Origin of the sequence: Streptomyces sp. NPDC003036, assembly GCF_040611175.1 — a bacterium.
In the GTDB taxonomy this organism is placed as follows: domain Bacteria; phylum Actinomycetota; class Actinomycetes; order Streptomycetales; family Streptomycetaceae; genus Streptomyces.
In genome coordinates this window covers 92,592-111,458 of sequence record NZ_JBEXNO010000019.1, presented here as the reverse complement: position 1 = coordinate 111,458, position 18,867 = coordinate 92,592, and the positions used below count along the sequence as shown (strand labels likewise).

General features: G+C 72.1%; 13 protein-coding genes and 2 pseudogenes. 9 read left to right on the top strand and 6 right to left on the bottom strand.

Translation table 11 applies throughout. The features are described 5' to 3' along the window. Positions 1–81: 81 nt before the first annotated feature. The 6 genes and pseudogenes from ABZX67_RS16510 (at position 82) to ABZX67_RS16485 (ending at position 5,854) form a co-directional block, all read left to right on the top strand. Positions 82–852, top strand: a complete 771-nt coding sequence (locus ABZX67_RS16510) for an IclR family transcriptional regulator (RefSeq protein ID WP_355360306.1) — start codon at positions 82–84, stop codon at positions 850–852. Positions 853–991: 139 nt separating this feature from the next. Further along, the gene (locus ABZX67_RS16505; RefSeq protein WP_355360303.1) at positions 992–1,930 is read left to right on the top strand and encodes a hypothetical protein; all 939 of its coding nucleotides are present in this window, start codon (positions 992–994) and stop codon (positions 1,928–1,930) included. Positions 1,931–2,424: 494 nt separating this feature from the next. Beyond that, positions 2,425–3,122: pseudogene (locus ABZX67_RS16500) on the top strand (response regulator transcription factor). A 93-nt stretch (positions 3,123–3,215) separates the two neighbouring features. After that, positions 3,216–4,664, top strand: coding sequence for a penicillin-binding transpeptidase domain-containing protein (locus ABZX67_RS16495; RefSeq protein WP_355360300.1), 1,449 nt, complete (start codon positions 3,216–3,218; stop codon positions 4,662–4,664). A 102-nt stretch (positions 4,665–4,766) separates the two neighbouring features. After that, the gene (locus ABZX67_RS16490; RefSeq protein WP_355360297.1) at positions 4,767–5,204 is read left to right on the top strand and encodes a hypothetical protein; all 438 of its coding nucleotides are present in this window, start codon (positions 4,767–4,769) and stop codon (positions 5,202–5,204) included. After that, positions 5,201–5,854, top strand: coding sequence for a hypothetical protein (locus ABZX67_RS16485; RefSeq protein WP_355360294.1), 654 nt, complete (start codon positions 5,201–5,203; stop codon positions 5,852–5,854). The genes ABZX67_RS16490 and ABZX67_RS16485 overlap by 4 nt, the downstream gene beginning before the upstream one ends. Positions 5,855–5,888: 34 nt before the next feature. Here the strand turns inward: ABZX67_RS16485 and ABZX67_RS16480 are convergent, their stop codons facing one another. Continuing rightward, positions 5,889–7,298, bottom strand: a complete 1,410-nt coding sequence (locus tag ABZX67_RS16480; RefSeq protein ID WP_355360291.1) for an NCS2 family permease — start codon at positions 7,296–7,298, stop codon at positions 5,889–5,891. A 189-nt stretch (positions 7,299–7,487) separates the two neighbouring features. Between ABZX67_RS16480 and ABZX67_RS16475 the strand changes: the two genes are divergently transcribed. Beyond that, positions 7,488–8,552 carry a LacI family DNA-binding transcriptional regulator gene (locus ABZX67_RS16475; RefSeq protein WP_355360288.1) on the top strand — a complete coding sequence of 355 codons (1,065 nt, stop codon included), beginning with the start codon at positions 7,488–7,490 and terminating at the stop codon, positions 8,550–8,552. On the opposite strand, the gene ABZX67_RS16470 is transcribed toward ABZX67_RS16475, so the two are convergent. Next, on the bottom strand, positions 8,512–9,087 hold the full coding sequence (locus tag ABZX67_RS16470; protein WP_355360285.1) for a hypothetical protein: 576 nt from the start codon (positions 9,085–9,087) through the stop codon (positions 8,512–8,514). The genes ABZX67_RS16475 and ABZX67_RS16470 overlap by 41 nt on opposite strands. Before the next feature lie 95 nt (positions 9,088–9,182). Next, positions 9,183–9,869 (bottom strand): hypothetical protein, encoded by a 687-nt coding sequence (locus ABZX67_RS16465; protein WP_355360282.1) that lies wholly within the window; start codon positions 9,867–9,869, stop codon positions 9,183–9,185. A 371-nt stretch (positions 9,870–10,240) separates the two neighbouring features. On the opposite strand from ABZX67_RS16465, the gene ABZX67_RS16460 reads away from it, so the two are divergent. Continuing rightward, positions 10,241–11,377, top strand: coding sequence for a cellulose binding domain-containing protein (locus ABZX67_RS16460; protein ID WP_355360405.1), 1,137 nt, complete (start codon positions 10,241–10,243; stop codon positions 11,375–11,377). A 95-nt stretch (positions 11,378–11,472) separates the two neighbouring features. Then, positions 11,473–11,739: pseudogene (locus tag ABZX67_RS16455) on the top strand (ankyrin repeat domain-containing protein); the annotation flags it as partial. 216 nt (positions 11,740–11,955) lie between these two features. Here the strand turns inward: ABZX67_RS16455 and ABZX67_RS16450 are convergent. The 3 genes from ABZX67_RS16450 to ABZX67_RS16440 form a co-directional block, all read right to left on the bottom strand. Beyond that, entirely contained in the window at positions 11,956–14,160 is a 2,205-nt protein-coding gene (locus tag ABZX67_RS16450; protein ID WP_355360402.1) for a glycoside hydrolase family 6 protein, read from the bottom strand. A 128-nt stretch (positions 14,161–14,288) separates the two neighbouring features. After that, on the bottom strand, positions 14,289–16,541 hold the full coding sequence (locus ABZX67_RS16445) for a glycoside hydrolase family 3 N-terminal domain-containing protein (protein ID WP_355360279.1): 2,253 nt from the start codon (positions 16,539–16,541) through the stop codon (positions 14,289–14,291). A 1-nt stretch (position 16,542) separates the two neighbouring features. Continuing rightward, entirely contained in the window at positions 16,543–18,867 is a 2,325-nt protein-coding gene (locus tag ABZX67_RS16440; protein ID WP_355360276.1) for a glycoside hydrolase family 9 protein, read from the bottom strand.

Sequence of the window (18,867 nt, the reverse complement as noted above, 5' to 3'; positions counted from 1 at the left end):
TTCGGTATTCTGAACGGCGTTCCTGATGATGAATGGGACTCTATTAACGGGCGCGGCGTGCCACAAGAGGGGCGAGGTCCAATGTCAGCTACCGAATCCGGCGGAGCGCAGGTCAAGTCCGCCGTACGCACGGTGGAACTGCTCGAGTACTTCGCGGGCAGCCCCGGCATGCACTCCCTCGCCGCCGTGCAGGAGGCCGTCGGCTACCCCAAGTCCAGCCTGTACATGCTGCTGCGCACGCTGGTGGAGCTCGGCTGGGTCGAGACCGACGCGACGGGCACGCGGTACGGCATCGGCGTCCGCGCGCTGCTGGTCGGTACGTCGTACATCGACGGCGACGAGGTGGTGGCCGCCGCCCGCCCGACCCTCGACCGGCTCTCCGACGACACCACGGAGACCATCCACCTGGCCCGGCTCGACGGCACCAACGTCGTCTACCTCGCCACCCGCCAGTCGCAGCACTACCTGCGGCCGTTCACCCGCGTCGGGCGCCGGCTGCCGGCCCACTCCACCTCGCTCGGCAAGGCGCTGCTCGCCACCCACAGCGACGAGCAGGTGCGCAAGATGCTCCCCGAGACGCTGCCCGCGCTCACCGAGCACACCCTCACGGACCGCGAGAAGCTCATCGAGGAGCTCCGCGTCATCCGCGAGCAGGGGTACGCCGTGGACCGCGAGGAGAACACGCTCGGCCTGCGCTGCTTCGGCGTCGCCATCCCGTACCGCACCCCGGCGCGCGACGCGATCAGCTGCTCGGTGCCGGTGGCCCGGCTGACCCCGGCGCACGAGCAGCTGATCAAGGACGCGCTGTTCGACGCGCGCGACCGGCTGACGCTGGCGACCCGGAGGCTGTGACCGGCCTCCTCCCGGGAACTCCTCCTGGGGACTCCTCCTCGGACTCCTCCTGGGGGTCGGGGCCTCTCCCCCGTCCGGCGGAGGCGGTTCACCGGCAGGCAGGAGGCGTGGGGGGCGGTACGGCCGGGAGGGTGGGGGCATGACAACGCCACCGCCCCTCAGTCCCGCTCGTCGAGTGCTGCGCGCCCTCGCCGTCGTCTCCTGCGTGCCCTACCTCGCCCTCAAGGCCGCCTGGATCGCCGGGAGTCGCGTCGGCATCCCGGACGGCAGCGTGCTGCTGGAGGACCGGGTTCTGATGGCCGCCGTCAACGGCGTCACCGTCCTGATGGACTCGTGCGTCCTCGTGCTGGCGCTGCTGCTGACCCAGCGCTGGGGCCTGCGCGTACGGGCCTGGCTGCTCGCCTTCCCGATGTGGGCGGCGACCGGCCTGCTGGCGCCGATCATGGTCGGCTTCCCGGTCCAGCTGCTGAGCCGGGGGGACTCCGCGCCGGCGCCGAAGGAGCCGTTCCTCGACGCGTGGGTCTTCGGGGTGGTGTACGGCGGCTTCATCGTGCAGGGCCTCACGCTGGGGGCGCTGTTCCTTCTCTACGCGCGGGACCGCTGGGGGCGTGTGTGGCGGGCCCCGGCGACCGGGCCGGCCGCGCCGTGGGTGCGGCTCGTCGCCGTGGGCGCCTCGGTGCCGCTGGCGGCGGTGTGCGCGGTGCACCTGATGTGGGCGCTCGGCTCGACCACCGGCCTGCCCGCGGGCCTGATCGCCCAGCGCTCCTCCGACTACCACGCCCTGGAGGGCATGCGGGCGCTGTTCGCCGTCGTCGCCGTGGTGGGCGTGCCGGCGCTGGTGTACGGCGCGGGCCGGGGCCGGGCACGCGCACCCAAGGTGCCGCTGGTCGCGGCGTGGATCGGGTCGGGCGCGGTGGCGTGCTGGGGCGGGTTCCTGCTGCTCACCCTGCTGATGCCGCAGGACGATCCGGCGGACGCGCCCACGGCGCTCATGACGCTGGCCTACGCCGGCGAGATGATCACGGGGACGCTGCTCGCCTGCTGCCTGGCCGCCTGCCTCCGGCGGCGTGCCGCGTGACCGTGCTCCGGGGCGCGCTGTGGCCCGACCGCCGGGCGCGACTGCGCTGGCTTCATCTCGTCCTGGGTGGCGCCCTGTTGATGCCGTACTGGCTCGTGGGCACGCTGGTCGTCGCCCCGTTCGCGAACCCGTCCGGTGGCCTGTTCGGCGCCTCCGCGGCCGCGCAGTTCGCGGCGTACGCGGTCGCCCTGCCGCTCGCCGCCGTCACGGCGCTCTTCCCGCTCGCCCGTCCGCTGTCGGTGGCGGCGGCGCGGAGCCTGTGCGGGGTGGCGCCGGAGCTGTACGCGGACGGCCCGGCGAGGTCGTGGGCGGCGCGCAGGCGCACGGCCGGCTGGTTCACGCTGCACGTGGGCGTGGGCGGGCTGGTCAGCGGGGCGTCGCTGGCGCTGCCGGGCAGCCGAACGGGCCCGGCTGCTGGGCGGCACGTCGGCCGCCGGGCCGGTGGACGGCGTGTGGCGGCTGACGGCCCGGCTGCCGCTGACGGGAGGTGCCCGATGAGCCGGCCGGTTACCCCGCCCGTGACTCCGCCCGTGATCCGTGTCGTCCTCGCGGACGACGAGCGGATGGTGCGCACCGCCCTGCGCGTCGTCCTGGACGCCGAACCGGACCTCGAGGTGGTCGGCGAGGCGTCGGACGGCGCCGAGGCGGTGACCGTGGTGCGCGAGCTGCGCCCCGACGTGGTGCTGATGGATGTGCGCATGCCCGGGATCGACGGCATCCGCGCCACCGAGCGGCTGGTCGCCTCGATGGGTGGGGACGCGCCGCGGATCGTGGTCGTGACGACCTTCGAGAACGACGCGTACGTGTACGACGCGCTGCGCGCCGGGGCCGCCGGGTTCCTGCTGAAGCGGGTGGCGGTCGAGGAGCTGGTCGGCGCGGTGCGGCTGGTGGCGCGCGGCGACTCGCTGCTGTTCCCGTCGGCGCTGCGCGGCCTCGCGGCGGCGTACGGCCCGAGGGGGCGCGCGGCCGCCCGCCGTGGGCGGCGCGGCTGACCGACCGGGAGGCGGACGTGCTGCGGCTGATGGCGAGGGGCCTGACGAACGCGGAGATCGCGGGCCGGCTGGACATCGGCCCGGCGACGGTGAAGACGCACGTGGCGGCGGTGCTGGCGAAGACGGGGGCCCGGGACCGTACGCAGGCGGTGATCGCGGCGTACGAGTCGGGCTTCATCGTCCCCGCCGGGCAGTTGTGATTCCGGATGAGGATTCCCTGAGAGATGAGGATTCCCTGAGAAACGCGCCGTCCCGGAACGCCTCCCGGCGTCCCGTTCGTCCTCTTCGACGGAATGAACAAGACGATCAGAAGAGCCGCGGTCTTCTCCCTGCTGCTGGTGCTCTCGCTGCTGCTGAGGGCGACGTGGGTACAGGCGTACGAGGCGAAGGCGCTCGCGGACAACGCGCACAACCGGCGGAACGTCATGGAGCAGTACGCCCGGCCGCTCGGGGACATCGTCGTGGCCGGTTCGCCGGTCACCGGGTCGAAGCGGACGGACGGCGGCGACCTGCGCTACAAGCGCGTGTACACCGAGGGGGAGCTGTACGCGGCGGTCACGGGGTACAGCTCGCAGGTGTACGGCGCCACCCAGCTGGAGGGCGTCTACCGTGACGTCCTCGACGGCACCGACCCGCGGTTGAAGAACCCGCTCGACGCGCTCACCGGCACGTCCACCGAGCCGGGCGACGTGCTGACGACGATCGACCCGGCGGTGCAGAAGGCCGGGTACGAGGCCCTCGGCGACATCAAGGGCGCGGCCGTCGCCCTCGACCCGAAGACCGGGCGCGTCCTGGGCATGGTCAGCACCCCGTCGTACGACCCGTCGACGATCGCCGGGTCGTCGGACGGCGACGCCTGGCGGAAGCTGACCACCGACGCGGACAAGCCGCTGGTGAACCGGGCGATGCGGCAGCCGGTGGCGCCGGGTTCGACGTTCAAGCTGGTCGTCGCGGCGGCGGCGCTGGAGGACGGGCTGTACGGATCGGTCGACGAGCCGACGCGGAGCCCCGACCCGTACACGATGCCGGGCACGGTCATGCCGCTGGAGAACGAGAACCGGTCGGCTCCCTGCGAGAACGCCTCCCTGCGCACCGCGCTCCAGTACTCCTGCAACAACGTCTTCGGGAAGCTGGCCGTCGACCTGGGGCAGGACAAGGTGCGGGCCATGGCGGAGAAGTTCGGCTTCAACGACAAGGAGCTGGACATACCGGTGCGGGCGTACCCGAGCGTCTACCCGACCGGGCTGAACCCGTCGCAGACGGCGCTGACGGGCATCGGCCAGTTCGACGTGACGGCCACGCCGCTGCAGATGGCGATGGTGTCGGCGGCCCTTGCCCATGACGGCGTACTGGAGTCGCCGCACATGGTCTCCCGCGTCGTGGACGCGGACGGCGACACGCTCGCGTCGTACGACGACACGGACGCGCGCCGGATCGTGTCGTCCGCCACCGCCGAGCAGTTGCGCAGCGCGATGGCCACGGTCGTCGAGGACGGCACGGGCGGCAACGCCCGGATCGACGGCGCGGAGGTCGGCGGCAAGACGGGCACGGCCCAGCGCGGTGTGGACAACAGCGAGAAGCCGTACGCCTGGTTCACGTCGTACGCCAAGGACCCGGCGACGGGCAAGGAGGTCGCGGTCGCGGTCCTGATCGAGGACTCGCACGCAGAGCGCGCGGAGGTCAGCGGCAACGGCCTGGCGGCGCCGGTGGCGCGGGCGATGATGGAGGCGGCGCTGACGTAGCGGACGGGGGCGGGAGTTGACGGCCCCGGGCGCGGACGGCTGCCCGGCGCACGGTATGCAGGGGGCACCACCCCTGCACCACCCGTGCCTCTGGAGGCTCTCGTGCGCGCGCTGCACCGATCCGTCCCCCGCTCCCTCTCCGGCTGGACCATCGCGGTCTTCGGCCTCTGCGCCACGGCACTCGGCGCCCTCGGGCTGGCCGCTCCGGACGCGCTGCTCACGGTCATGGGCTTCGAGGCCATACCGGACGCCCGGCGCGCGGAGGGCGACCACACCCTGACGTTCCTGACCGCCTCCTCGATGGCGGCGGTCAATATGGGCGTCTACTACGTCCTGGCGGCGCTCGCCGACTGGAAGCCCTTCTTCCGGTGGACCGTGCCGTTCCGGCTCCTGACGTGCGCGGTCTTCACCGTGGCGGTCCTCACGGGCCGCGCCCCGGCCGGTTTCCTCGCCGTGGGCCTGTGGGAGGGCCTGGGCGCGGCGGTGACGGGGGCCGCCCTCCGGTACGAGGGCCGGGCACGGCAGAATGCGGCGGCATGACACACCGGTTCGCCCTGCTCGGCGGGGACGACGACGCCAAGGTCTGGGACGAGCTCTGGAACGACCTCTGCCACCAGGGCTGCGTCTACGACGACAGCTTCGCGGCCCTGCCGTTCCTCGCGGCCATCGCGACGGGCCGCGCCCCCGGCGACCGCGAGCAGGCGGTGCTGATGGCGGGACTGATCGCCTCCGCCGCCGACGAGGAGCGCCGGGCCCGGTACGCCGCCGAGATCGCCGAGCTGCTGCCGGTGGCCCGCGCGTGCCTGGCCGCCTGCCCGGCGGACGACGCGAGCACCTTCGTCTACTTCACGCAGTGCCTGCTGGCGTTCGAGGGCGAACCGGTCTGGTCGGACTCGCTGGAGGGACTGTTCACCGAGGAGTTCGAGGTCGAGTGCCCCGACCCCGGGTGCGGGGCGATGCCCTTCGTCGTCTTCGGCGACCACGCCGAGGACGAGGGGGCCGAGACGCACCCCGCCGACCCGTCCGAGCTGACGGGCATCGCGCAGCGGCTGTACCGGATGGCGAGCGAGGCCGGGCAGACCGGGGTCGCGCGAGGCGTGACGTACCTCTTCGGGCGGGCGACCTGCCCGGAGTGCGACACGGAGTTCTCGGTCTCCGAGCGGGTCGCCGCGCGGGCCACGGGCGGCTGAGGCGGGGCGGGGGTACGACTCCGGACTCCCGCCCCTACGCGCCGAGCAGCTGCTCGATCGGGTCGATCGCGAAGTACACCGCGAACAGCGCCGCCGCGCCCCACAGCAGCGGGTGCACCTCACGGGCCTTGCCCAGGGCCGCCTTGAGGGTGACGTAGGCGAGGAAGCCCGCGCCGATGCCGTTGGTGATGGAGTAGGTGAACGGCATGACGGCGATCGTCAGGAACGCCGGGATCGCGATCTCGTACGACTGCCAGTCGATGTGCCGTACCTGCGCCATCAGCAGGAAGCCGACGGCCACCAGGGCGGGGGCGGCGGCCTGGGCCGGGACGACCGTGGCGAGGGGCGTGAGGAAGAGCGCGAGCCCGAACAGCGCGCCGGTGACGAGCGAGGCGAAACCCGTACGGGCGCCCTCGCCGACACCGGCGGCCGACTCGATGTAGGAGGTGCCGGAGGAGGCGGAGGCCGCGCCGCCCGCGACCGCCGCCGCGCCGTCGATGAGCAGGACACGGCCGAGGTTCGGCACCCTGCCCCGCTCGTCGAGGAGCCCGGCCTCGCTGGAGACGCCGACGACCGTGCCCATGGTGTCGAAGAAGTCGCTCAGCAGCAGCGTGAAGACGAGCAGCACCAGCGTCACCGCCCCGACCTGCTCGAACGCGCCGAAGAGGCTGAAGGAGCCGACGAGCCCGAAGTCGGGGAGGGCGGCGATGTCGTCCGGGAACGACGGGACGGTCAGGCCCCAGGCGAGCGGCCTGATCTCGGCGAGCTCGTTGATGACGATCGCGACCACCGTCATGGTGACGATCGAGATGAGGATCGCGCCGCGCACCCCCCGCGCCATCAGCGCGATGGTGAGCAGCACACCCAGGCAGAACACCAGGACCGGCCACCCCGAGAGCTGCCCCGTGGCGCCGAGTTGGACGGGAACGGACCCCGTCTCGCCGGGGATGCGGGTGGCGAAGCCCGCGTCGATGAAGCCGATGAACGTGATGAACATGCCGATACCGACGCTGATGGCCTGCTTGAGCGGCTGGGGGATGGCGTGCATCACCGCCTCGCGCAGCCCGGTGACGACGAGCAGGCAGATGAGGATGCCTTCCAGGACCACCAGCCCCATCGCGTCGTCCCAGCTCATCAGCGGCGCGAGCTGATAGGCGACGACGGCGTTGAGCCCTAGCCCGGCGGCGAGCGCGAGCGGCAGGTTGCCGCCGAGCCCCATGGCCGCCGTCATCACGGCCGCCACCAGCGCGGTCGCGGTCACGAGCTGCGCGGTGGACAGCTGGGTGCCGAACTTGTCCTCGGTACTGCCCAGGATCAGCGGGTTGAGGACGAGGATGTACGCCATCGTGAAGAACGTGGCGAACCCGCCGCGGATCTCGCGCGCCACGCTCGATCCGCGCTCGCTGATACGGAAGTAGCGGTCGACGGCCTGTGCTGCCGGCATGGGACTCCTCGCGGGAGGTCGGTGCGGACGGGGCGGAGGCGGACGTGCGGGGGTGGCCCGATTGTCGCCGCGCGGGGCCCGGTCCAGGTTTACGGCGTGTAACACATGAGATCAACCGGTGCGGCGCGGGCGTGTCCGGTGCTTCGATGAACCCCTGATCGACTCCGCCCGAGCCCTGGAGGTCATGCGATGGCGGCGAACGGACGCTCAGCCCCGCCCACGCTGGAGGAGGTGGCCGCGCTCGCCGGTGTGGGGCGGGGCACGGTGTCGCGGGTCATCAACAACGCGCCGGGGGTCAAGGAGGCCACCCGGGTGCTGGTGAAGCAGGCGATCGACCGGCTCGGTTACGTACCGAACCGGGCCGCCCGCGCCCTGGCGGGGAGCCGCAGCGACGCGGTGGCGCTGGTCATCGCGGAGAGCGCGCGGCGGTTCTTCACCGAGCCGTTCTTCTCGGACATCGTCCACGGTGTCACGGCCGGGCTGGCGGACACCGAGATGCAGTTGCTGCTGACGCTGGTGCGCGGCGACAAGGAGCGGCAGCGTTTCGTCCAGTACGCCCGCGCGGGCCGGGTCGACGGGGTGCTCCTGGTGTCGGTGCACGACGACGAGCCGCTGCCGGACATGCTGGCGGAGCTGGAGGTTCCGACGGTGCTCAGCGGGCGGCGGCGCAGCGACGAGTCGGTGTCGTACGTCGACTCCGACAACGTCGGCGGCGCGCGGGCGGCCGTGCGGTACCTGGCGGGCTCGGGGCGGCGTGCCATCGCCACGATCTCGGGGCCGCTGGACATGTACGGGGCGCAGTGCCGGCTGCGCGGCTACCAGGAGGAGATGCGGGAGGCGTTCGGCCGCGAGCCGGACCCGGCGTGGACGGCGCGGGGTGACTTCACCGAGGAGAGCGGGCGCCGGGCGACGCATGAGCTGCTGGAGCGCCACCCCGGGCTCGACGCCATCTTCGCGGCGTCGGACGTGATGGCGGCCGGTGCCCTCCAGGTGCTGCGGGCGGCGGGGCGGCGGGTTCCGGAGGACGTGGCCGTGGTCGGGTTCGACGACTCGCCGATCGCGCAGCACACCGATCCGCGGCTGACGACGGTGCGCCAGCCGGTGGAGGAGATGGGCCGGGCCATGGCCCGGGTCCTGATGGAGAGCATCGACGCGCGCGGCGCCGCGGCGGGTGCCGGGGGCGGGGGCGGGGCCGGGACGGCCTGGCGGCACGTCATCCTGCGGACGGAGCTGGTGCGGCGGGCGTCGGCGTGACCCCGTCCCCGCACTGGCCGTTCCGGCGCAGGCCGGCGATCGCGGCGTCGGCGCCCCGGGCGTACGGGGCGAGCTGGTCGGGCGTCATCGCGACGCGCCAGCGGCCGTCCTCGTACCGCATGCGCAGGGTGCCCGACGTGCCGCCGCCCTGCCAGTGGGCGTCGACGGTGCGGGCGTCGGCGGCGACGGCACGCACCACCTGGAGGGGGACGGCGAGCAGCGGGTGGCAGGCCCGGTGCACGCGGACGTAGGTGTCGCGCGGTACGCGCTGCCGGGTGTCCCGGGCGAAGTCGGCCCAGGCGCCGGGCCAGTCGCCGCCGGAGAGCAGGCCGAGGTGGCTCTGCGCCGCGGCCCGGGCGGCCTGCTCGTCGGCTCCCCGGCCGGCCGCGCTCCCGGTCGCAGGCCCGCCCGCCGGCCCCGTCGTCGCGGCGTCCTGCGCGCGACTGACCCACACGGCGGCGAGGAGGGCGGCGGCGACGGCCACCGGGGCCAGGCGCCGTCGCCACGAGCGGCGCGGGCGGTCGGGTCGGTGCATGGGGCGGGAGCGCCTTCCGCTGAGCCGGCGGCCGCGTGACCGGGAGTCGGCGTCCCGGTCACGCGGCCTGTGGGTGATGGTCCTTACGGCAGGTGTCAGTTGGCGTACCGGCTGGTGCCGTACTTCTTCACCAGCTCGGTGTTGGAGGAGACGGTGAGGTCCGCGGTGAAGCGGATCGAGTCGCGGGTGGTCTCCAGGCTGACGGCGCCCTGGTTGGAGCCGCCGAGCTTGTACGTCCAGGTGTGGCCGGGGTCGATGCCGCGCTGGGCCAGCGAGACGTCGTGGAAGCCGAGGCGGGCGATGTAGAAGGAGGTCCCGTCGCCGCGCTTGACCTCGACGAAGTCCTGCTGCGGGTGGCCGAAGGCCTGGGAGGCCGCGTAGTGGTGCTGGTCGGAGCCGGACGGGGCGAGGAAGACCAGGACGCCGCAGTCCAGGTGGACCGGCTTGCTGGAGCGGTTGGTGAAGACCAGCTCGCGCACCCCGTAGCCGGTGGTGCTGTCGGCGCGGACGCTCACGGACAGCGGCACGTTGGACGTGAAGGACCTGGTGAGCGGCTCGTCCAGGATCGGGTTGCGACCGGAGAGCGGGTAGCTGGGGCTGGTGTGGCAGCGCTCCAGCGGGGTGGTGTACTGCGAGGCTCCCCCGGTCGGGAGCGCCTGCGTGAAGGTGTCGGGGCCGCCGCTGACGGCGGTGGTCTGTCCGGCCGCGGCGGTGGCCGGGCGGGAGACGCCGAGCTGCACGGCGATCGCCGCGACGACGAGGGCGAGCGCGGCGGACGCCACCAGGACTAAGTGGACGGCGGATCCGCGGAGTACGGGTCCGCGGACGACGGCTGGGCGCATGGGGGTGCCTCCTGGGCGGGTGGGAGGGCGGCGCGGCGGACGGGTTCGGCGGTTCCCGGCCGTCGCGCCGCCCAGGGGTGAGGGCGGCAGGTTTTTGGGAGCGCTCCCGCCCTCGGGCTCCACTGTGGGGACTTGAGCGGCTCACGTCAATGCATGCGTCGCACTGACTTGCCAGAGCCACAGGGGACTTCTACAGTCCAGCGGCAGCACAAAATTGGGAGCGCTCCCATTAACCTCGGCATCCGTCGGCATCCCCGTCGGTATCCATCGGTATCCGTTCCCACCCCTCCGAAGGGACCCGCATGGCCCGCATGAACTCCCTGCGCCGCCGCGCCCGCTCCTTACGCGCGGCAGCCACCGCCGTACTCGTCACGCTGGCCTCGCTGACCGCCCTCGTCACGGCGACCGCGACGCCCGCGCAGGCCGACACCCTCATCTGCGAGCAGTTCGGCTCCACGGTCATCCAGGGCCGTTACGTCGTCCAGAACAACCGCTGGGGCACCAGCGAGGCGCAGTGCGTCAACGCGACGACCACCGGATTCGAGCTCACCCGCGCCGACGGCTCCGTCCCGACCAACGGCGCGCCCAAGTCGTACCCGTCCGTCTTCAACGGCTGCCACTACACGAACTGTTCGCCCGGCACCAACCTGCCCTTGCGGGTGAGCGCCATCGGCTCCGCGCCGACGAGCATCTCGTACGGCTACGTCGCGGACGCCGTCTACAACGCCTCGTACGACATCTGGCTCGACCCGACGCCCCGCACCGACGGGGTGAACCGCACCGAGATCATGATCTGGTTCAACCGGGTCGGGCCCATCAACCCGGTGGGCTCCCGGGTCGGTACGGCCACGGTCGCCGGGCGCGGCTGGGAGGTGTGGACCGGCAACAACGGCGCGAACGACGTCATCTCCTTCGTCGCCCCCTCCGCGATCGGCAGCTGGAACTTCGACGTGATGGACTTCGTCGACCAGGCCGTCGCCCGCGGCCTCGCCCAGCCGTCGTGGTACGTCACCAGCGTGCAGGCCGGCTTCGAGCCGTGGCAGAACGGTGCCGGGCTGCGCGTGAACTCCTTCTCCTCCGCCGTCAACGCCGGCGGAGGCGGTGACCCCGGCGACCCGGGGACCCCGGCCGGCGCCTGCCGGGTCACGTACGCCACGAGCGTCTGGCCCGGCGGCTTCACCGCCAACGTGACGGTCGCCAACACGGGCTCGGCGCCCGTCAACGGCTGGAAGGTGGCCTTCACGCTGCCGTCCGGCCAGCGCGTCACGAACGCCTGGAACGCGACCATCTCCCCCTCCTCGGGCGCGGTGACCGCGACGAACCTCTCCTCCAACGCCCAGATCCCCCCGTCCGGCAGCCAGTCCTTCGGCTTCCAGGGCACGTACACGGGCACGTTCACCGCGCCCGCGCAGTTCAGCCTCAACGGAACGGCGTGCTCGGTGGCGTAACCCACCGCCGTACGACCGGACCGGTACGCGAGGAGGAGGCCGCGAGCGCCACGGCCTCCTCCTTCGGCGTGCCCGTACGCTGAGCCGCCGCCCTCGTGAAGGAGCTCCTGCGGGCAGGGGCCGACCCGGCGGCGCCCGACACCCACGGCACCACTCCCCTGTACGCGGCGGCCCTGACCGACGCCGTCGACGCCGTCCGCGTCCTGCTGGAGGCCGGCGCGCCGCCCGACGCCGAGAGCGGGTACGGCACCGAGGGCACGCCCCTGTGCGCGGCCGCCTGCTGGGGACACACCGACACCGTGCGGGCGCTCCTCGCCCATGGCGCCGACCCGCACCTCCGCGAGGACGGCGGCACGGGCCTGTAGCCGCTCGACTGGGCCCTGAGGGGCGGTCACACGGGGACGGCCGCCCTGCTCCGCGACGCCGCGGGCGACGCGCACGACGACGGTCGGCCGTCCCCCCGTGGGTACGGCCGACCGCTTGCTCCGCCTGTTCAGCGAGTGAGGGATGAGTGAGTGAGGCCTGTCCGCCCGGCCCGGCACGTCCAACAGGGCGGGGCGGACAGGGGTCTGGCGGGATCAGGCCGGGGGCGCGCCCCAGGCCAGGGTGGTGCCGGTGTACGCGGGGATCGCGGGGGCGTCGGCGTACGCGGTCACCGTGGAGCGGCTGTAGTCGTTGGCCTCGTTGAAGTTCGACCAGTCCGACTTGGCCATCCGCAGCTGGATGTCACCGGTGTCCCGCCCGGCGGCCAGCGAACCCGCCGCGAAGCTCACCTCCAGATACGCGTCCGCACCCGCCACCGGCGTGCTCAGCGGCACCACGCGCAGCTTCACCTGCGAGCAGCCGACCGCCGCGTAGTCGCAGTAGGCGTTGACGGACGCGGAGCCGTCACGGGTGAAGTAGTAACGCAGCGACACCGTGCTCAGATCCACGGCCGAGGTGCCGGTGTTGGCCACCTGCAGCGAGGGCCGGATGGCGTTGTCCGTCGCCGACGAGTCGTTGTTCTTGTAGCGGACCTTCACCCCGCCGGTGGGCGTGGGGTCGCCACCGCCGCCGCCCGCCGAGGTGGTGACGGACAGGGCGGCGGACGGAGCCGAGACGTTGCCCGCCGCGTCACGCGCCCGCACGGTGTAGCTGTACGCGGTCGAGGCCGCGAGGCCCGTGTCGGTGTACGTCGTCCCGGTCACAGGGGCCGCGTTCACCTTCGTCGCGCCCCGGTACACGTCGTACCCGGTCACACCGACGTTGTCGGTCGACGCCGTCCACGACAGTGTGACGGAGGAGGACGTCTTCGCCGGGCTGGTCAGGCCGGTCGGCGCGGTGGGAGCGGTGGTGTCGACGGGAGGAGGCGTGTCACCGCCGCCGATGGCCGGGTGGGCGTTCTGGACCAGCATCGCGAACTGGTTGTGGAACCAGTGGCCGGCCAGCGGCGCGTCGGGCATGGCGCCGGTGGGGTTGTTGCCCGCGTTGGGCGCCGTGTAGGCCGGGTTGCACATCGGGTCCGGACGCTTGCCCTCCTCGTTCGGGATGTCCTTGCTCGCGCCGTCCGACTCCCCCGGCGGCTTGATCCAGAGGAACGCGTCGAGGTGCGAGTCCGGGTACCCGGCGGGCGAGGCCTGCGGCGGCTGGCCCATGCCGGCGCCGTTCACGTTGCACCACAGGCCGCGGTGCGCGCGGCGGTCCACCTTGGACTGGGTGACGTACGTGTCGAGGACGGTGCTCGTGGACTCGGCGGTCGGCCGCGCGGCGCCGCCCCAGCCGTTGCGGGAGGTGTCGACGACCATGCCGGTGGACGCCGGCCAGCCCTGGGACACCAGCGCCTTGTGGATCGCCTTGGTGAAGTCGGACTCGTCGAAGTTCGGGTTCCACTCGTAGTACTTGCCCGACTTGACCATGTTGCCGCCGACCGTCTTGTTCGGGTCGGTGAGGAACGGCTCCGCGAGCGGCGTGTAGTTGGAGACGTTGGTGATCAGGCCGTCCACACTCGCCAGACCGGCCGTCGTGCCCTTGACGACGTCCGTGTACAGCTGGGTGGTCTGGGAGAGGTTGGTGTCCCAGCCGAGCCAGCCGGAGTGGGCGAAGTCCATGTACGTGTAGACGTTCGGGATGGCGTGCAGCTTGTTCAGGGCGTACCGGATGGCGTCGACCTGGATGCCGCTGCTCTTCGCCTGGGCGCACTCGGGGTCGGAGAGGTTGGTGACCAGGTTGGGCAGGCCGTCCGGCTCGATGACCGTGGTGATGCGGATGTCCTGGTACTTGGGGTTGGCGAAGACCGAGGCGATGGCGTCGATGTACTCGGTCTTGTAGCGGGCCAGGCCCTCGGCGGTGAGGGGAAGTTCACCGTTGGAGGCGAGGGCGGCGCAGTCGCGGCCCGGGAGGTCGTACACGACGAAGGTGGCGACGAGCGGCTGGCCGGGCTTCTTCTGGGCGAGGGCCAGGTCGAGGTGGTCGGCGAGGCTCTTGCGGCCGGCGTTGACCTCGCCGCCGTGGATGGCGGCGATGCGGTCCAGCCAGACGGCGGTCGGGTAGGTCTTGACCTTCTCCATCTTGGCCTTGAGCGCCGCGTCGCTGGTCTGGGCGATGGAGCCGTCGACGAGGCGGGCGTAGTCCGGGTTGACGTAGAAGGAGGCGCCGACGAACGGGTTGTCGACGTGGGCCTCGGCCGCGGCCGCCGTCGGCGCGGAGCCGAGGAGGCCGGCCAGGCCGAACAGGAGGGTGGTGGCGGTGGCGGCGGCCACGGCGGTGCGCCGCTTGCGCCTCTTTCCCTTGCGTGTCTCGTGCATCTCGTGCGTCACGTGCGTCACGTACGGATCTCCCTTTTCGGAAGGGTGCGGGGGCAGGGACGGGAGCGCCGAAGGGCCAATGGGAGCGCTCCCATTTACAAGCAATGAACCAGCGGGCGGCTCATATGTCAATGGACATGACAAGTCCCGAACGAACCGGCTGCGTACGGGCTCCCGGTGGCGGTGAAGCCGAAGGACACGGACGCGCCCGGCGCCACAGCGCCGTTGTAGGCGACGTTGCGGACGGTGGCGCGGCCCGCCGCCGCGCTCAGGGCGCCGTTCCAGATGTTCGTCACCGTCGTCCCGGCGAGGTCCCAGGCCACCGACCAGCCGCTCAGGGGCGTGGTGGAGGCGTTCTTCACGGTGACCTCGGCCTGGAAGCCTCCGGACCAGGAGTTGGTGACCTTGAGGCCGGCCGTACAGCCGGGGGCGGGTGTTGGCGTTGGCGTTGGCGTGGGGGGCGGGGTGGGTGTGGGGGTGGGCGTCGGCGTCGGCGTCGGTGTCGGTGTCGGCGTCGGCGTCGGCGTCGGGTCCGTGGCGTAGCTCAGGCCGAAGCCGTACGGGAACAGGGGTGTTTTCCCGTCGCCGTCGTTGATCGGCTGCTGCGACGCGGAGGCCATCCACGTCATGGGCAGCTTGCCGGTCGGTTTGTGGTCCCCGAAGAGGACGTCCGAGACGCCGCCCCCCTCGGTGCCCGGCAGCCAGGCCGCGATCAGTGCCTTCCAGTCCGGCAGTTGGGCCGCGATGTCCAGCGGGCGCCCGGAGACGAGGACCACGACCACCGGAACGCCGCTCGCCTTGAGCTTGGCGAGGGTCTGCAGGTCCTCCTGGTCGAGCCCCATGGCGCCGGGCCGGTCGCCGTGCATCTCGGCGTACGGCGTCTCGCCGATCACGGCGACGGCGGCGGTGTAGCTGCCGTCGACCCCGTTGCCGTACCGGTCGTACGTGACCCGGGACGGGTCCGTGACGGCGGCGCGGATGCCCTGGAGGACGGTCGTACCGGGGGTGATGTTGCCGCTGCTGCCCTGCCAGCTCATGGTCCAGCCACCGCTGAGGTTGCCGATGTCGTCGGCCGACTTGCCGGCCACGAAGAGCTTCGCCGACTTGGCGAGCGGCAGCACCCCGCCCTCGTTCTTCAGCAGCACCTGCGACGCGCGCACAGCCTGCCGGGCGAGCGCCCGGTGGTCGGCCGAGCCGACGGTCCCGGTGTACGCCCGGTCCGCCAGCGGCTTCTCGAAGAGGCCAAGCTCGAACTTCTTCGTCAGAATGCGGCGGTTGGCGTCGTCGATCCTGGCCATCGGGATACGCCCGGCCTGCACCTCGCCGCGCAACAGCGAGAGGAACTTCTTGTAGTCGTGCGGCACCATCACCATGTCGACGCCCGCGTTGACGGAGGTGGTCACCTCCGCCGCGGTGAAGCCGCTCTGCCCGTCGAGCTGGTCGATGGCCGCCCAGTCGGAGACCACGAAGCCGGTGAAGCCCAGCTCGCCCTTGAGCAGATCGGTGACGAGGTACTTGTGGCCGTGCAGCTTGACGCCGTTCCAGCTGCTGTACGAGAGCATGACCGAGCCGGCGCCCCGCCGCAGCGCCTCCTTGAACGGCGGCAGGTGGATCGCCCGCAGCTCGGCTTCGGAGAGCTGGGTGTTGCCCTGGTCGGTGCCGTTCGTCGTACCGCCGTCGCCGATGAAGTGCTTGGCGGTGGCGAGGACCGAGGCGGGGGCGCCGCCGAGCTTCTCCCCCTGGAGGCCGGTGACGTACGTCGCCATCGACGTCGGCAGCTCGGGAGTCTCGCCGAAGGACTCGTACGTACGCCCCCAGCGGTCGTTGCGCGCCACGCACAGGCACGGCGCGAAGTTCCAGTCGATGCCGGTGCCGGAGACCTCCTCGGCGACCGCGCGGCCGATCCTCTGCACGAGGGCCGGGTCGCGCGTGGCGCCGAGCCCGATGTTGTGTGGGAAGATCGTCGCGCCGCGCACCGCGTTGTGGCCGTGCACCGCGTCGATGCCGTAGATCATCGGGATGGCGAGCGGCGTGGTCAGCGCGGTGCGCTGGTACGCGTCGTACGTGTCCGCCCACGTCTGGGCGTTGTTGGGGCTGACCGTGGAGTTGCCGCCGGACAGCACGGAGCCGATGCGGTAGGTCGCCAGGTCGGACTGCGGGACGAGCGCCTCGCGCTCGACCTGGGTCATCTGCCCGATCTTGTCGTCGAGCGTCATCCGCGCCAGGAGGTCGTCGACCCGGGTCTTCACGGGCAGGGACGGATCCTGGTACGGCAGGGCGGCGGCGGCAGTCGCGGAGGCGGAGGCAGCGGCTCGGGGCTGGGCGGCGGTCAGCCCGGTGAGCGAGAGGACCGCCGCCAGCGCGGGGATGAGGGCTCTCATGTCAGCCGCACTCCTTTCCGTTGAGGGTGAAGGCGGCGGGCGTACCGGCGGGTGCGCCGGAGCCCTGGAAGCCGAAGGAGACGGTGCCGCCCGCCGGGATGGCGGCGGTGTGGGCGACGTTGGCCGCCGTCACCTGCGCACCGGTCTGGGTGACTGTGGCGTTCCAGGCGTTGGTGACCTTCTCGGCGCCCTTGAAGGCGAAGCCGAGCCGCCAGCCGTTCACCGCGGTGGCGCTGGTGTTCTTCACCGCGACCTCCGTGGTGAAGCCGCCGCCCCACGACTGGGTGACGGTGTACGTCACGGCGCACGAGCCGACAGGGGTCGGCGTGGGGGTCGGAGTGGGCGTGGGAGTCGGAGTGGGCGTGGGAGTCGGGGTCGGGGTCGGGACCGTGCCGTCCGGTGTGGCGCCCCACTGCTTCTGCGCGCCCTCCATCAGCACGATCTTCGGCGCGTCCAGGGGAGTGGACCCCGGCGTCGTCGCCGAGGACGGGTACGACCAGTCGTTGGCGGCGTTCCACGCGCCCGCCGAGCTGATCCGGAACTGCACCTCCTTGCGGTAGGCCGACTGCCCCGCGGGGGCGATCGTCGCGTCCGAGCAGTCCACGGTCACGTAGTACACGTTGTCCTGGTACCGCGTGGGCCCGCTGACCCTGCCGCACTGGTTGTAGTTGGTGGTGTAGCTGATCTGGTCCGGGGTGACGCCCGGCTCCAGGGTGAAGTAGTAGCGCAGCGAGGCGTCGGTCAGCGCCCGCGCCGGCCAGGCCGACTTGTTGACGAGGTACGCCTTGATCTCGGTGAAGTTCGGCCCGGTCGCGTTCACCGACGCCTGTACGAGGACCTCCGGCCCGTCCGGCTGCTCGGCCTTCGGGAAGTCGGCGAGCGGGGTGCCGCCGTACTCGGCGTACAGCCGGGCCAGTGCCCCGGTGAAGGCCGCGTTGTAGTCGGTGGCGACCTCGTTGTTCACGTAGTTCGACCGGTCGTCCGTGTACGTGTCGTCGGGCGCGCTCGGCCCCCCGACCAGCGCGCCGTACAGCGTGTGCCTGCTCTCGACCGGGTTGTTGATCTGGTCGGTCCACGAGCCGTGGGCCGTGCGGTGGTGCGGCTTGGTCGGCGGGTTGGCGCCGAAGCCGACGACGTAACTCGACTTGCGCGGGTTGTCGCCGAGCGCGTAGTCGATCTGCCGTACCGCGAAGTCGTGGTACCGCGTCCCGCGCTCGCCGTCACCGGTCTGCTTCAGCCAGTCGGAGTACTGGAGCGCCGCGAAGGCGGTGTTCGCCGCGTACCGCAGGGAGCCCCAGCTGTCGAGGACGGCCTGGCCGCCGGGCGAGTAGCGGACGCGCTGGCCGTTCACGCCGACCGTCCACCAGTCGAGCCAGCGGTTGGCGTCGTCGACGTACTTCCGCTTGCCGGTGAGCTGGGCGAGCAGCACGTACGCGCCGTAGGAGTTGTCGTCCCAGGAGAGGGTCCACCGGTAGGAGCGGGTGGTGGTCTGCGGCTCGGTGGAGAGGTTGTCGTAGTACGACTCGGCCTTGGCGAGGTAGGCGGCGTCGCCGGTGGCCTGGTGGAGCCAGATCGCGCCCCACACGAGCTCGTCGTGGTAGCCGCTCCAGGAGTTGTAGTACGCCTTCGCGTCCGTGATGCAGTCGCTGTACTTGCCGCGGTAGGTGTCGGCGAAGGCGTACAGCTGCTTGGCATGGGTGATCAGCTTGTCGGCGTAGGCCGGGTCGCTCTCCTTGAACACGAGGGAGGAGGCGGCCATCGCGGCGGCGGTCTGACCGGCGAGGTCGGAGCCGGGACAGGAGGCGTCGATCTTGTAGGCGGGCCGTGCCATCGGCATGACCTCGGCGGGACCCCACCACTTGTGGTCGTCGGCGCCGTTGCCGATCTGGCCGTAGAGGACGTTCGGGGCGGGGTGGGCCTTCAGGAAGTAGTCGTTGACGAAGCGGAGGTTGTTCTTCAGGTACGGCAGCTGGCCGGAGGAGGTGTACGCCTCCTTCTCCGCCACGCCGCCCCAGGCGAGCATCGTCGCGGAGAAGGCCATGGGCAGGCCGAACTTGACGTGATCACCGGCGTCGTACCAGCCGCCGGTGAGGTCGAGGCCGACGTCCTTGCCGTCGTCGAGACCGGAGTCGCCGCGCCAGCCGACGCGGTTGGTGTCGGGGAGCCTGCCGGACTGCTGGGCCTCGTAGAAGAGGAGCGACTTCTGGAGCGCCTCGCCGTAGTTGAAGGCGGGGGCGGCGGAGGCGGAGCCGGCCGACGGGGAGAGAGGGACGAGGAGACCGGCACCGACGGCGGCGGCGGTTAACCAGGTGGTGAGCGGACGCAA

What these genes read in the sequence shown, in the direction of transcription:
- ABZX67_RS16485 (WP_355360294.1), top strand. Translation starts at nt 5,201, where the DNA reads ATGACACACCGGTTCGCCCTGCTCGGCGGGGACGACGACGCCAAGGTC.
- ABZX67_RS16475 (WP_355360288.1), top strand. Translation starts at nt 7,488, where the DNA reads ATGGCGGCGAACGGACGCTCAGCCCCGCCCACGCTGGAGGAGGTGGCC.
- ABZX67_RS16470 (WP_355360285.1), bottom strand. Translation starts at nt 9,087, where the DNA reads ATGCACCGACCCGACCGCCCGCGCCGCTCGTGGCGACGGCGCCTGGCC.
- ABZX67_RS16510 (WP_355360306.1), top strand. Translation starts at nt 82, where the DNA reads ATGTCAGCTACCGAATCCGGCGGAGCGCAGGTCAAGTCCGCCGTACGC.
- ABZX67_RS16445 (WP_355360279.1), bottom strand. Translation starts at nt 16,541, where the DNA reads ATGAGAGCCCTCATCCCCGCGCTGGCGGCGGTCCTCTCGCTCACCGGG.
- ABZX67_RS16505 (WP_355360303.1), top strand. Translation starts at nt 992, where the DNA reads ATGACAACGCCACCGCCCCTCAGTCCCGCTCGTCGAGTGCTGCGCGCC.
- ABZX67_RS16460 (WP_355360405.1), top strand. Translation starts at nt 10,241, where the DNA reads ATGAACTCCCTGCGCCGCCGCGCCCGCTCCTTACGCGCGGCAGCCACC.
- ABZX67_RS16495 (WP_355360300.1), top strand. Translation starts at nt 3,216, where the DNA reads ATGAACAAGACGATCAGAAGAGCCGCGGTCTTCTCCCTGCTGCTGGTG.
- ABZX67_RS16450 (WP_355360402.1), bottom strand. Translation starts at nt 14,160, where the DNA reads ATGCACGAGACACGCAAGGGAAAGAGGCGCAAGCGGCGCACCGCCGTG.
- ABZX67_RS16480 (WP_355360291.1), bottom strand. Translation starts at nt 7,298, where the DNA reads ATGCCGGCAGCACAGGCCGTCGACCGCTACTTCCGTATCAGCGAGCGC.